General features: G+C 73.8%; 11 protein-coding genes. 3 read left to right on the top strand and 8 right to left on the bottom strand.

Annotation, left to right across the window (positions count from 1 at the left end; translation table 11 throughout):
- Positions 1–33: 33 nt before the first annotated feature.
- Positions 34–1,650 (bottom strand): FAD-dependent monooxygenase, encoded by a 1,617-nt coding sequence (locus tag ACL02U_RS19580; protein WP_043405735.1) that lies wholly within the window; start codon positions 1,648–1,650, stop codon positions 34–36.
- Between the two features lie 228 nt (positions 1,651–1,878).
- Between ACL02U_RS19580 and ACL02U_RS19575 the strand changes: the two genes are divergently transcribed.
- From ACL02U_RS19575 to ACL02U_RS19565, 3 genes are all read left to right on the top strand, one after another.
- Complete coding sequence (locus ACL02U_RS19575) at positions 1,879–2,562, top strand: PadR family transcriptional regulator (protein WP_412792154.1); 684 nt, start codon at positions 1,879–1,881, stop codon at positions 2,560–2,562.
- Positions 2,563–2,627: 65 nt separating this feature from the next.
- Positions 2,628–3,410, top strand: a complete 783-nt coding sequence (locus ACL02U_RS19570) for an SDR family oxidoreductase (RefSeq protein WP_043405606.1) — start codon at positions 2,628–2,630, stop codon at positions 3,408–3,410.
- Between the two features lie 219 nt (positions 3,411–3,629).
- Positions 3,630–5,096, top strand: a complete 1,467-nt coding sequence (locus ACL02U_RS19565) for an MFS transporter (RefSeq protein WP_412792153.1) — start codon at positions 3,630–3,632, stop codon at positions 5,094–5,096.
- Positions 5,097–5,181: 85 nt separating this feature from the next.
- Here the strand turns inward: ACL02U_RS19565 and ACL02U_RS19560 are convergent, their stop codons facing one another.
- The 7 genes from ACL02U_RS19560 to ACL02U_RS19530 are packed head-to-tail and all read right to left on the bottom strand — an operon-like array spanning position 5,182 to position 12,748.
- Positions 5,182–6,213, bottom strand: coding sequence for an aldo/keto reductase (locus ACL02U_RS19560; RefSeq protein WP_043405609.1), 1,032 nt, complete (start codon positions 6,211–6,213; stop codon positions 5,182–5,184).
- On the bottom strand, positions 6,191–7,921 hold the full coding sequence (locus ACL02U_RS19555; RefSeq protein WP_412792152.1) for an FAD-dependent oxidoreductase: 1,731 nt from the start codon (positions 7,919–7,921) through the stop codon (positions 6,191–6,193). The genes ACL02U_RS19560 and ACL02U_RS19555 overlap by 23 nt, the downstream gene beginning before the upstream one ends.
- Entirely contained in the window at positions 7,918–8,901 is a 984-nt protein-coding gene (rfbB, locus tag ACL02U_RS19550; protein WP_043405613.1) for a dTDP-glucose 4,6-dehydratase, read from the bottom strand. The genes ACL02U_RS19555 and rfbB overlap by 4 nt, the downstream gene beginning before the upstream one ends.
- The gene (locus ACL02U_RS19545; protein WP_412792151.1) at positions 8,898–9,965 is read right to left on the bottom strand and encodes a glucose-1-phosphate thymidylyltransferase; all 1,068 of its coding nucleotides are present in this window, start codon (positions 9,963–9,965) and stop codon (positions 8,898–8,900) included. Before ACL02U_RS19545 ends, rfbB begins: the two co-directional genes overlap by 4 nt.
- The gene (locus ACL02U_RS19540) at positions 9,962–11,356 is read right to left on the bottom strand and encodes an FAD-dependent monooxygenase (RefSeq protein WP_079169751.1); all 1,395 of its coding nucleotides are present in this window, start codon (positions 11,354–11,356) and stop codon (positions 9,962–9,964) included. The genes ACL02U_RS19545 and ACL02U_RS19540 overlap by 4 nt, the downstream gene beginning before the upstream one ends.
- A gap of 14 nt (positions 11,357–11,370) precedes the next feature.
- Entirely contained in the window at positions 11,371–12,123 is a 753-nt protein-coding gene (locus ACL02U_RS19535; protein WP_412792150.1) for an SDR family oxidoreductase, read from the bottom strand.
- The gene (locus ACL02U_RS19530) at positions 12,116–12,748 is read right to left on the bottom strand and encodes an antibiotic biosynthesis monooxygenase (protein ID WP_043405621.1); all 633 of its coding nucleotides are present in this window, start codon (positions 12,746–12,748) and stop codon (positions 12,116–12,118) included. The genes ACL02U_RS19535 and ACL02U_RS19530 overlap by 8 nt, the downstream gene beginning before the upstream one ends.
- Positions 12,749–12,839: the final 91 nt, after the last annotated feature.

Genomic DNA, 12,839 nt, shown 5'->3' with positions numbered 1-12,839 from the left:
CCTCTGCCCGGCGCCCCACGGCGTTCGGCCGGGTCAGCGGCCGGCGGCCACGGACGGCCGGGGCAGCGCGAGGACGCGCGCCAGCGCCCCGGACAGCTCCCGTGCGGTCCCCGGGTGCCAGACGGGTGTGCGCCACACGACGAAGCCGTCCGGCCGTACGAGCACCGCCCCGCTGCTGCCCACGCCGTGCGCGGCGGCCCAGCGCCCGGACGGGTCGGCCACCTCCCGGCCGATCCGCAGCACTTCCAGGCATCCGTCCCCCGCCACGCACCGGTCCGGTGCCGGGAGCGCGTCGGCTGCCGCGGCGGGGCCGAGGAGAAGGGTGAAGCCCGGCCCGTACAGGTCGATGCTGGAACACGCGCGGCCGTCGCGCACCAGGTCCAGATGCGGGGCCCGGGTGCCCGGCCGCCCCGACTCGCCGAGCCCGTCCTCGCCGTCCGCCACCACCGCCTCGGAGTCGTAGCGGTAGCCCAGCCCCAGGGCGAGCCGGCCGACCCGGGCGGCCGCGTCCTCCCCGCCGGCCCCCGCCCGCTCCTCCTGGAGCCGGGTGGACAGGGCGCAGGTCAGCTCGGCCACGGGGCGGCGCTCGGGCTCGTAGGTGTCCAACAAGCCGGCGCCGGCGCGGCCCTGCAGGACCGCGGCCAGCTTCCAGGCGAGGTTGTGCACGTCCTGGATGCCGGTGTTGGCGCCGAGCCCGCCGGACGGCGGCATCACATGGACCGCGTCCCCGGCCAGCAGGATGCGGCCGCGGCGGTACTCCTCGGCGACCCAGGAGGCGAGCTCCCAGGTGTGCACGGCGCGGCCGGTGCCCGGCACCGCGGGCAGCACCCGCACCGCAAGGTCCGGGACACCGACCGCCGCCCGTATGTCCGCCGCACAGCGCTCGGGGGTGAAGTCCGCAGGCCCCTCGCCGCGTTCGGGGTCGTACGGCACCATCAGCACCCAGCGGTCGGCGCCGTCCAGCCGGGCCAGGAGCGTGCCGGGCACCGGGCGGGCCAGGTAGGCCAGGCCGACGGGGCGGCCGCGCAGCGCGGCGCCGAGGTTCGCCTCGAAGGCGATGTTGACGACGTGCGCCAGCCGCCTGCCCCGGGTGCGGATGCCCAGCGCAAGGCGCAGCGGGGAGCGATGGCCGTCCGCGGCGATCAGATAGCGCGCCCGGACCGTGTACCGGCGGCCGCTCGCGCGGTCGGTGACGCTCGCGGTGACGCCGTCGGCGTCCTGGGTGACCTCGCCCAGCTCGGTGTGGAACCTGACGTCGGCGCCCAGTTCCTCGGCGCGGGCGCGCACCAGCGGCTCCACGGTGCTCTGCTCGACCAGGGCCGGCGGGCAGGGACTGGCCCAGCCGACCGACTCGCCCGGTGGCCTGCTGCCGCGGTACTCCTCGGGGCCGGCCAGGGTGGTGGCCCGCACGACGTCGGTGGCGGCCAGGAAGACCGAGGGCGGTGCGGCGCGCACCGCCTCCTCCAGACCGTGCCCGCGGTACAGCTCCATCGTGCGCGGGCTCAGCACCCGCGCCTTGGCGAGCATCGACGTGCCGGGATGGCGCTCCACCAGCACTGCGGGAACGTGGTGGCGGCGCAGGAACACCGCCGCCGACAGGCCGACGATGCCGCCACCCGCGATCAGCACCGCGGTGTTCTCCTCGCCCATCAACTTCCCTCCGTCGTACGGGTCCTGCCGGTGGTGCCGGTCTTACCGGCCCCGGGCCGCATGCCCGGGGGCGGCCAGCATGCGGGCGGAGCGTCGGGCGGCGCTCGAAGGCGGCCGGAGCCGGACCCGCGACGGGCGGGGCTCCGGCGGCACTACAGCGCGGCGGGTCAGGCTCGCACCTCGGGCCCGGTACGGCGCCGGGCCGTGCGGAAGGTGGAGGAGACGCACGTGGAGAAGACGCAGACGCGGACGGAGAAGGTGGACGTGGACACATCGAGCGCGCCGGCAGGGGGGACGGCCGGGACCGGGCCCACCGCGGCCTCGCCCCTCGCCCTGATGGTCCTCGGCCTGCTGCTGGAGCGTCCGATGAGCCCGCGGCAACTCGCCCGGACCGTGGCCGAGCGGGCCGCGGACAGCCCTGTGGAGGGCCCGCCCACGCCGGGGCCGGAGGAGTTCGCGGCGGTGGCAGGCGCGCTCGGCGAGGCGGGCCTGACCGAGACCGTGGCGCACGCCGACGGCCCGGCGTACGCGCTGACCGGCCGCGGCAGAAGCGAGTTCGCCCGGCGCGTCGTCGCCCAGCTGGCCGCCCCGGACCGGCAGCCGTCCGCCTTCCTGACGGCGGTCGGCTACCTGGGAGCGCTCGATGAGGACCGGGCGACGAGGGCGCTGCGCGAGCGCGCGGGGCGGCTGCGCGAGCGGGCCGCACGGATCGAGCGGGCGCCGGCCGAGAGCGGCGGCGTTCCCCGGCTGTTCCTGATCGAGAACGAGTACGCGCTGCGCATGTGCCGCGCCGAACTGGGCTGGATCGAGGAGGTGCTGGCCGAGATCGACGCCGGAACGCTGGCCTGGCCCCGGGTCCGGGTCACGGAGAACGGCTGGGAGTGGGAGCCGGAGGGCGGCGCCGCCCGCTGACCGGAGCCCACCGGCTCCTGAGCCGCTCAAGTGGTGTTCAGGCGCGGCTTCCTAGCTTCAGCGGCATGACTGAACTCTCTCTCAAGGGCAGGACCGCGCTGGTGACCGGCGCCAGCCGGGGCATCGGCGCGGCCATTGCCGCCGAGCTGGGCCGCCGGGGCGCCGCGGTCGCCGTGAACTACCTCAGCTCAGAGGAGGCCGCGCAGAAGGTCGTCGCGGGCATCGAGGAGCACGGCGGCCGCGCCGTCACCGCACGGGCAGACATCTCCGACGGCGAGAGCACCAAGGCCATGATCGATCGGGTCGAGCAGCAGCTCGGCCCGATCGACATCCTCGTGCTCAACTCCAGCGGGTACCGCGACGTGCTGCGTGGCCCGGCCCTCAACCACCCGGTCGAGGCGCTGGTCGACAAGATGGCCACCCAGGCCCGCGCCACCCTCGGCCCGGCCTACGCCGTGCTGCCCGGCATGATCGAGCGGGAGCAGGGCACCGTCATCCTGATCTCGGACAGTTTCTCGCGTCAGGCCGCGGCCGGTGCCATCGGCCACGCGGTGGCCAAGGCTCCGATGGAGGCCGCGATGAAGCACCTGGCGATCGAGCTGGGCCCGAAGAACATCCGCTTCAACACGGTCATCCCGGGCGCCACCCGCAGCGAGAACCTGATGAAGAAGTGGAACGCCAAGGACGAGTGGGGCCGTACCCTCGCCTCCGTCATCGACCAGACCCCGCTGCGCCGCATCGGCGAGCCGGAGGACGTGGCCCGTGCCGTCGCCGTCCTCGCGGGCGACGAACTGTCGTATGTGACTGGCGCGTTTCTGCCGGTCAGCGGCGGCCACCTCATCATCTGACCTTAAGGTGTCCCCGTCTCCTTCGGACGGGCCGCCGATCGCGTTCCCGTGCCGTCAGGCCGCCCGCGTCCGCCTGCGGGCCGCCTGACGGCACGCCCGTTGCGGGGCGCCGCACGGCGCCCGTCGGACCATCTCCCGAACCACGACAAGGACCCTCGCCCAAGCGCTGCGTGGCCCGACAGGCCATGCGGCCATGGGGACCTCAATGAAGGAACACCAATGAATGCTGTGCCGTCCGCCGACCGCTCCGGGCCGACGCCCGGGTGGACCGTGGCGGTGGTGGCCTGTGCCGCCCAGTTCATGGTGGTGCTGGACACCACCATCGTGAACGTCGCCCTGCCGTCGATGCGCGAGGACCTCGGCCTCGGCGCCGGGGGCCAGCAGTGGGTCGTCAACGCCTACCTGCTGACCTTCGCCGGGTTCCTGATGCTGGGCGGTCGCGCCGCCGACCTCTTCGGGCGGCGCCGGATGTTCACCGCCGGACTCGTCCTGTTCACCGCCGCCAGCCTGCTGGGCGGCCTGGCCACCGGCGGCGCGATGCTGATCGCCGCCCGTACCCTCCAGGGCCTGGGCGCGGCGTTCCTCGCCCCGGCCCCGCTGGCCCTGATCAACGCCACCTACGAGGACCTGCAGGCGCGCACCAAGGCGATCGCGGCCTGGGGCGCCACGGCGACCGCGGCCGGCAGCTGCGGCATCCTGCTCGGCGGCGTGCTGACGGACGCGCTGGGCTGGCGCTGGGTGCTGTTCGTCAACGTGCCCATCGGCGCGGTGCTGGTGGCGGTCGCGCTGCGCGCGCTGCCGGCCTTCCCCGGACAGGCACGCGGCCGGGGCCTGGACGTAACGGGTGCCGTCCTGGTCACCGCGGCCCTGGCCTGTGCGTCGTACGGCCTCTCCGAGCTGGAGACCCACCCGTTCGCCACCCCGCTGACCGGCGGTATCCTCGCGGTCGCCGTGGTGCTGCTGGTGGCGTTCGTCATCGTGGAGGCACGCACCGCTCAGCCGTTGATGCCGCTGCGGATCTTCCGCAACCGCGCCCTGGTGCTGGGCAATGTGGCCGCGCTGGTCATCGGTGCCGTGACCACCTCGGTGATGTTCTTCGTCACGCTCTACCTGCAGCGCGTGCTCGGCTACACGCCGCTCCGGGCCGGCCTGGCCATGCTGCCGCTGACGCTCGCGATCGCCGTGGCCTCGCTGCTGGTGCGACGCCTGGTGCAGGCCGTGGGGCCGCGGGCGCCGCTGACGCTGGGCTGGCTGCTGACCACGGGCGGGCTGCTGTGGCAGTCGCGTTTCTCGCCCGACGGATCGTTCACCGTCGATGTCCTCGGCCCCGGCGTGCTGCTGGGCCTGGGCCTCGGTGCGGTCGTGCTGCCGATGACGGCCGCCGCGACCTCCGGGGTCGCGGCGCAGGACACGGGACTGGCCTCCGCCCTGATGAACACCGCGCGCCAGATGGGCGGCGGCTTCGGTCTCGCCGTGCTCAGCACGGTCGCCGGGACCGCGGCGGGGGCGGCCGCACTCACCCACGGCTACGCCGAGGCCCTGCTGGTCGCGACCGTGCTGGCACTCGTGGCGGGCGCGCTGGCGCTGTTGATGCCGCGCCCCTCCGCCGCTGCCGCCCCGCACGCCGCGGGCGGGAAGAAGCCCGGACAGCGCCTGGCGCCGGTGGCCGCCGAGCCGGCCGAGTGAAGCGCGTACCGCGGCGGCCACGCCCCTGAGTGTGAAGGTCTCCCCTCCCGCCGGGAGGGGAGACCTTCACACGTCGTGCACGGGATCAGGTGGCAGCCGTCCGCTTCCGCCCGGCCCGCAGCATCCGGCTCAGCGTCAGCTGCGGATCCCGGACCACGGCATCGCCCAGCACCTTGTCGATGCGAGCCGTCAGGCCCGGCTCCAGTACGGCGTCCACGGCGCGCAGGTTCCGCTCGATCTGCCCTGGCGCGGAGGCGCCGATGACGGCCGAGACGACCTGTGGCTGGTGCAGCACCCAGGCCAGTGCCAGCTGAGGCTGGGTCAGCCCCGCCTCGGCGGCAAGCGGTCGCAGCGCCTGCACCCGTTCCAGGACCCGGTCCTCCAGGAAGCGCCAGCGGCGCAGCGAGATGTCGCCGCCCCGGGCGGCCACGGCCCGCGAGCCCTCGGGGAGTTCGCCGCCCGGCCGGTACTTTCCGGTCAGGACGCCGCCGGCCAGCGGTGACCACACCATCTGTCCGATGCCCAGCGGCACGCAGGCGGGGATCACCTCCTCCTCGATGACCCGCCACAGCAGGTTGTACTGCGGCTGGTTGGACACCAGCGGGACGCCCGCCTCCCGGGCCAGCCGGCCGGCCTCGGCCAGTTCGGGGGCGGCCCACTCCGAGACGCCGACGTACCGCACCTTGCCCGCGGCGACCGCGTCGGCGAAGGCCGCCATGGTCTCCTCCAGCGGCGTGGCGTCGTCGTAGAGGTGCGCCTGGTACACGTCGATGTGGTCGGTACCCAGCCGCCGCAGCGAGTCGTCCAGGCAGGCGCGGATCCGCGCGCGGCGCAGGCCGCCCGGCCCGCCCGAGTCGCCGCCCGCGCCGCGGCCCACCTTGGTGCAGAGGACCACCTGGTCGCGGGGGACGGCCGCCAGGGCCCGGCCGAGGACTTCCTCGGCCCGGCCCTCGGCATAGACGTCCGCGGTGTCGAAGGTGGTGATGCCCGCGTCCAGCGCCGCACGGACGCAGGCGACGGCCGCGCTGTCGTCGAGCTGGTTGCCCGCGGTCAGCGAGTTGCCGAAAGCGACCCGGCTCACGACGGGCCCGTGGTCACCCAGCCGTCGGTACCGCATGGTTCTCCCCCTCCTCGACCTGCCTGTCCGGCCGGCCCGCCGGACGGATGCCGAGCATGGCCAGAGCCCGCTCGGGGGCGTCCGCCCGGCCGCCGCTCGCGGCCGCGTAGCCGTCCGGGCGGATCAGCAGCCAGCCGCCCGGCTCCAGCCCCAGGTCGGCACCGAGCCGCCCGTCGGGGTCGACCAGCAGGATGACGGGCCCGTCCACGCTCCGCGCCCGCGGTACGACGCCGCGGACGCGGACGACACCCCGGTAGGTGCGCGCCAGCTCGGCCGGCGGGCCGAACTCGCCGGCCGCGCCCGCCCGGTCGGTGTCCGGCCGGGCCAGCAGCGTCCAGTCGGGGCGGCGCAGTTCCTCGATCAGTTCACGCCAGCCGGCCGACTCGGCGGCGCGGCGGGCGGTGACCCGGCTCGCCCGGCCACCGGCCGGGAGCGAAGCCCCAGCGGCCCGCGCGTTCCTCCTGTCGGCGCCCTCGTCCGCCGCCAGGGCCAGCGGCCCGTCGCCGTACCCGAGGCCGAGCGCCGACATCCCGCCCATGATCTTCTGCTCGATACGGGACTTCAGCGGGTGTACCGACCGGACGAAGGTGAACAGGGCGCGCAGTGCCGCGGCCGCGTAACGGCTGCGCAGCTGCACCAACAGCGTGGCGAACTTGGTGGACTTCAGCAGCGCGGCGCCCACCGGGACGCGCTCGGCGGTGTAGCTGTCCAGCAGGCTCTCGTCGGCCGAACCGTGGACGACGGACGCCAGCTTCCAGGAGAGGTTGACGGCGTCCTGGACGCCGGTGTTCATGCCCTGCCCGGAGGCCGGGCTGTGGACATGGGCGGCGTCGCCGGCCAGCAGGCAGCGGCCCTTGCGCATGCTGGGGATCATGCGCTGCTGAATGGTGAAGACGGACACCCAGGTGGGGTCCTCCACTCGCACCTCGCGCCCCGTACCGGTACGGATCTTGTGTTCGAACCGGCGCGCCACCGCCGCGTCGTCGCCGCCGTAGGACACCTCGGCGGTGTCCAACAGCCGCCATTTGCCCGGGTCGGGGAAGGGCACCATCATCACGGTGCCGGTCGGGGTGCGCATCCAGTGGATGCTGTCCCGGGGCAAGTCGCAGTGCACGACCGCGTCCGCGATGAGCCAGGTCTCGCTACTCTCGCCGACCAGCTTGAGGCCGAGCTGCTTGCGTACGGTGCTGTGCCCACCGTCGCAGCCCACCAGCCAGCCCGCCTCGAAGGTCTCGGTGCGGCCGTCCGCGTGCTCAAGCTCGGCGCGCACGCCCGCGCCGTGGTCGGTGAAGCCGGTCAGGCGCACCCCCCACTCCACCTCGACGCCCTGGCGGGCGGCCGCGGCGCGCAGCGCCTCCTCGGTGATGACCTGGTCGACCATGAGGGTGAAGGGATAGCGGGTGGGCAGCTTGCGGTAGTCGGTGTCGAAGCGGATCAGCCGGCGGCCGTTCTGGTGCAGCGTGAAGTGCTCCACCTGCTGGCCGCGCGGCAGCACGTCGTCGAGCACGCCCATCTGGTCGTAGGTCTCCAGGGTGCGGGCGTGGGTGGCCAGCGCGCGGCTGGTGGTGGCCGGTCCCGGCGCCGCGTCCACCAGCCGTACGCGCACGCCGCGGCGGGCGAGTTCGTGGGCCGCGGTCAGCCCGACCGGTCCCGCGCCCACCACCAGCACCGGCGCACCGGCCGCCCGCGGGCGTCCTTCGGTGGTCATCGGTTCTCCTCCTCGGTCTCCTTCAGGGGCTTCCACCAGCCTGGGTTGTCGCGGTACCAGGCGGCGGTGTCCGCGAGGCCGCGCTCGAAGGGGATGCGCGGCGCGTAGCCCAGTTCCTTGCGGATCTTCGTGTCGTCGATGCAGTAGCGGCGGTCGTGGCCCTTGCGGTCGGCGGCCCGCTCGACCATCTCGGGACCGGCGCCGCACAGCCGGAGCAGTTCCCCGGTCAGGGCGGCGTTGGTGCGGTCGTCGCCGCCGCCGACGTTGTAGATCTCGCCGGCCCGGCCGCCGGTGAGCACCAGCTGGAGGGCACGGCAGTGGTCGTCCACGTGCAGCCACTCGCGTACGTTGAGCCCGTCCCCGTACAGCGGCACCCGGCGGCCCTCCAGGAGGTGGGTGACGAAGCGCGGGATGAGCTTCTCGGGGTGCTGGTAGGGGCCGTAGTTGTTGGAGCAGCGGGTGATCGACAGATCGATGCCGTGCGTCTGGAAGTAGGCGCGGGCGATCAGATCGGACGCGGCCTTGGACGCCGCGTAGGGCGTGTTGGGCAGCAGCGGGCTGTGCTCGGTCCAGGAGCCTTCGTCGAGGGAGCCGTACACTTCGTCGGTGGAGACGTGCACCACCCGCTCGACGCCCGTGCGCAGCACGGCCTCCAGCAGGGTCTGGGTACCGCCGGCGTTGGTGCGGACGAACTCCGCGGCCGCGTGCAGCGAGCGGTCGACGTGCGACTCGGCGGCGAAGTGCACCACCGCGTCATGGCCGGGCAGCAGGTCCAGCAGCAGCGGCAGATCGCACACGTCGCCGTGCACGAAGGTCAACCGCGGGTGCCGCTCGGGCAGGTTGTCGCGGCTGCCCGCGTAGGTGAGCTTGTCCAGGACGGTGACGTCGGCGTCCTCGTAGCCGGGGTGGCGTCCGTCGAGCAGACCGCGTGCGTAGTGCGAACCGATGAACCCCGCCCCGCCGGTGACCAGGATCCTCACGCGGCCACCTCCACCTGGGTGTGGTCGCCGACCACGAGGCGGTGGTGCACCGTGCCGCCGTCCGCGAAGGTGACCGCGGCGGAGCGGCCGATCAGGGAGCCGCGCAGCGCGGGCACCCGGGAGACAGAGGCTCCGTCCAGCACGATGGAGTGCTCCACGGCGGTGTCGCGCAGCCGGCAGTCCCGGCCGATGGAGGTGTACGGGCCGACGCGGGAGTCGACCACCTGACTGCCCGCGCCGACGATGGCCGGGCCCACGATCCGCGAGCGCACCACGCGCGCGTCGGGCTCGACCACGACCGGGCCGATGAGCACGCTGTCGTCGTCCACCAGGCCGGCCACCGACCGCTGGACACCGCGCAGGAGTTCGCGGTTGCAGTCCAGCACGTCCTCGGCGCGCCCGGTGTCCTTCCAGTACCCGGTGTACTCCCTGGCCCGGACGGTGGCCCCGTATGAGACCAGCCACTGGAGGGCGTCGGTGATCTCCAGTTCGCCGCGCGCACTGGGGGTGATCCTGTCGATGGCCTGGTGGATGGCGGGGGTGAAGAAGTAGACGCCGGTCAGCGCGAGATCGCTGCGCGGCTGCTCGGGCTTCTCCACCAGCCGCGTCACCCGGCCGTCCGGCGTGACCTCGGCGACGCCGAAGGCCCGCGGGTCGGCGACGCGCTGCACGACGACCTGCGCGGTGGGGCGGTGCTCGGCGAACTCCCGCGCCATCTCCGCGACGCCCTGTGGCAGCATGTTGTCGCCGAGGTACATCACGAAGTCGTCCTCGCCCAGGAACTCCCGGGCGATCTTGACGCAGTGGGCCAGCCCGAGCGGCTGCTCCTGCCGGATGTAGGTGAGGCGCAGACCGAGGCAGGCGCCGTCGCCCAGCACGGCGGCGATCTCCGGTGCACGGTCGCCGACGACGACGGCGACCTCGCTGACGCCCAGCTCCCGGATGTTCTCCAGCACATGTTCCAGTACCGGCCGGTTGGCGACGGGCATGAGCTGCTTGGGCATGGAATAGGTGAAAGGGCGCAGTCGGGTGCCCGACCCGCCGGACAGCACCAGGGCCTTCACCGGTTCCTCCTCTCGGGAGCGTCGGGTACGAAGCACTCCTCGGCGATGCGGATGGAGGGGTTGCCGAAGGCGATGCGGTCGAGCACCTTGCGGTAGGCCGGCGTGTGCCGGAGCAGCGCGGCCAGCTTCGGCCGTACGCGGGTGGCGAAGGTGCCGTGCGAGAGCATCGCCCTGCTCTGCAGCCGCTGCAGGCGCATGACCTGCTCGATGTCCGCGGAACGGGTCCGTTCGAAGGCCGACAGGAAGCCTGCGCTCGCGTCCCTCGCGCGGTGCGAGGCGACCAGCAGCGGGTGCAGCACAACCGCGTCCTGGATGGCCAGGTTGATGCCCTGCGCGCCGATGGGGCTGTGCGTGTGGGCGGCGTCGCCGATCAGGACCAGGCCGTCGTCGGCCCAGCGTTCGGCCCGCCCGGAGAAGACGTCCAGCAGGCTGAGGTCGCGCATCGAGCGGATCTGGTCGCGGATCAGGCCGGCGTAGGGCGGGACCGCCAGCGCCAGCTGTTCCCTGATGTGGTCGAGCCCCTTGGCGGCCACGTCCCCGAACCCCTTGTGGGGCAGGGTCCAGCCGATCTGGACCCGGTCGGGCCACGAGTCGTAGACCAGGACGGGGCTCTGGCCCGCACGGAACACCTGGACGTCCCTGCCGACCTCGCGACCGCGGATGCCGGATCCGTCGTCGGTCAGCTTGAACCACAGCACGTCCAGGTCGAACGCCTCGGTGCGGCCCGCTTCGATGCCGGCCAGGCGGCGCACCTTCGAGAAGCGGCCGTCCGCGCCGACCACGACGTGCGCCCGCACCGTGCAGGCCCCGCCGGGCCCGTCGGCGGCCACGCCGGTGATCCGGCCGTCCGTGCGCAGCAGCGCGCCGACCCGCCGCCCGTCGAGGTAGGTGAAGCCCTCGTACTTCTCGCAGTGCAGCAGCAGTTCGTCCAGGACGTGCGCCTGCGGGATGCTCAGCAGGTAGTCGTAGGGCGCGGGCAGCGCCCGGTAGTCGATGTCGAGCAGCGCGCGGCCGTCCTCCACCAACCGGAAGCGGGTGTGCCGGTGGGCGCCGCGGGCCCGCGCGCCGCCGAGCGCACCGAGGTGGTCCAGCAGCCTGAGCGCGCCCGGCTGCAGGATCTCGCCGCGGAACTCCCGCTGGTGGGCACGGGCGCGTTCGACGACCGTCACCCGCAGCCCGGACTTCAGCAGCAGCAGAGCCAGCACCAGGCCGGCGGGCCCGGCACCGACCACACAGATGTCGGCTGTGAACTCCGCGACGGCCGGAGCCGGCCGGCATCGCGCGGTCGGTCCGGTCTGCTCAGCCCATCCGTTCTGTTCGGTCTGTTCGTTCTGTTCGTTGCGTTCGGTCTGTTCGGTCTGTTCGGTTGCTTCGGTCCGTGGGCTCTCCATCGTCGCCTTCCTCCCTAGCCCCGCAGGCCGAGGCCGCCGTCGGCCCTGATCACCTGGCCATGGATCCAGCCGGCCTCCGCCGTGCACAGCAGGGCCACCGTGTCCGCGACGTCCTCGGGCGTGGTGAGACGCCCGGCCGGGGTGCGTGCCGCGAGGGCGGCGGCCACCTCCGGCTGGGGCGTACCGGGCCCCTTGTCGATCTTCGAGGTCGAGACGGCGTTGACGGCGATGCCCCGCCCTGCCAGCTCCACCGCGAGATAGCGCACCAGGCTCTCCAGCGCCGCCTTGGCCACGCCGAGCCCCACATAGCGGGGGATGACCGAGTGCGCGCCGCTGCTGGAGACGGCGACGATCCGGCCGGGGCCGCCGGCCATCAGGCCGGCGATCGCGGGTGCGCCGTGCAGCAGCGGACCGAGGGCGGCCGAGAGGTCGGCGCGCACTCCGTCCGGGTCCGCGCCGACGGCGGGCGCCGGATTCCAGGAGGCCGCGTTGTGCACGAACACATCGAGTCGCCCGTACAGCTCGCGCACCTGCCGGAGCAGCCGGTCCAGCTCCGCGGGGCGCGTCACATCGGCCCGCAGGGCCACTGCCGCGCCCTCGAGCGGGGCGAGCTCCTCGACGGCGCGGCGGGCATCGTCCTCGGAACGCGCGTAGTTGAGTACAACGGTGGCGCCCGCCGCGCACAGCTTGCGGGCGACGGCCAGTCCCACGCCCCGGGTCGCGCCGGTGACCAGGGCGACCTTCGCTTTCAGGCCGAGGTCAGCCATGGCTTGTCACCTCGAGCGCGCGGTTGCCCGCGACCGGTGTGGCGGTGATCGTCTCGACCTCGGCGAGCTGCAGCACGGCCGCGTACTCGGGGGTGTCCTGTGCGGCCCGGTGGGCGGCCGGGCCGCTCCAGCGGGTCGCGGCGGTGTAACCACCAGGCCGCACCACGGACTTGGCGAGGTCCATGTGGCCGAAGTCGTCCCGGCGTGCGGCCGCCTCGGCGTAGGCGCGGACGGCCGCCTCGAAGGCCTCCGCGTCACCGGTGATGGTGAACCGCTCGATCAGGTGGACCGGGTCGCCGCCCGCCGGCTGCCCGGCCTCGGCGTCGATGCGCAGCACGCCCAGCGACGGGTCGGCCTCGACATCGACGATGCGATGGAACTCCTTGGCGTGCTCCTGGAACGTCTCGCTCGCCATGACCTGCTGGAACAGGGCGGGCGCCGCCCACCAGCCGAGGTTCACGTAGACCTCGGGCCGCTCGGTGGCGCGGACCGCCTGGTGGGCCCTGAACCCCTCCTGCGCCCGCATCCACCCGACGTGGTCGAGGAAGCGCCGCTCGAAGTCCGCGGCGTTTGCGGGGTCCTTGAGGGTGAAGGTGTTGATCACGGTGAACAGCGGAGCGGGCATGGGTGCCGCCTCTCTGGTGCGTGGATGGAAGGCTGATGGGCGAGCGAGAGCCCGCCGAGCGGAAGGCCAACCGGGCGGGAAGGCCGGCCAC

This window comes from Streptomyces sp. MS06, assembly GCF_047200655.1.
GTDB lineage: Bacteria > Actinomycetota > Actinomycetes > Streptomycetales > Streptomycetaceae > Streptomyces.
Note: the sequence above shows the minus strand (reverse complement) of the source record. Positions and strands in the feature narration are given on the sequence as shown.

Bases quoted from the DNA above. Each gene is read 5' to 3' on its own strand.
- ACL02U_RS19565 (WP_412792153.1), top strand. From the start codon at position 3,630: ATGAATGCTGTGCCGTCCGCCGACCGCTCCGGGCCGACGCCCGGGTGG.
- ACL02U_RS19555 (WP_412792152.1), bottom strand. From the start codon at position 7,921: ATGACCACCGAAGGACGCCCGCGGGCGGCCGGTGCGCCGGTGCTGGTG.
- ACL02U_RS19580 (WP_043405735.1), bottom strand. From the start codon at position 1,650: ATGGGCGAGGAGAACACCGCGGTGCTGATCGCGGGTGGCGGCATCGTC.
- ACL02U_RS19535 (WP_412792150.1), bottom strand. From the start codon at position 12,123: ATGGCTGACCTCGGCCTGAAAGCGAAGGTCGCCCTGGTCACCGGCGCG.
- ACL02U_RS19530 (WP_043405621.1), bottom strand. From the start codon at position 12,748: ATGCCCGCTCCGCTGTTCACCGTGATCAACACCTTCACCCTCAAGGAC.
- ACL02U_RS19570 (WP_043405606.1), top strand. From the start codon at position 2,628: ATGACTGAACTCTCTCTCAAGGGCAGGACCGCGCTGGTGACCGGCGCC.
- ACL02U_RS19540 (WP_079169751.1), bottom strand. From the start codon at position 11,356: ATGGAGAGCCCACGGACCGAAGCAACCGAACAGACCGAACAGACCGAA.
- ACL02U_RS19560 (WP_043405609.1), bottom strand. From the start codon at position 6,213: ATGCGGTACCGACGGCTGGGTGACCACGGGCCCGTCGTGAGCCGGGTC.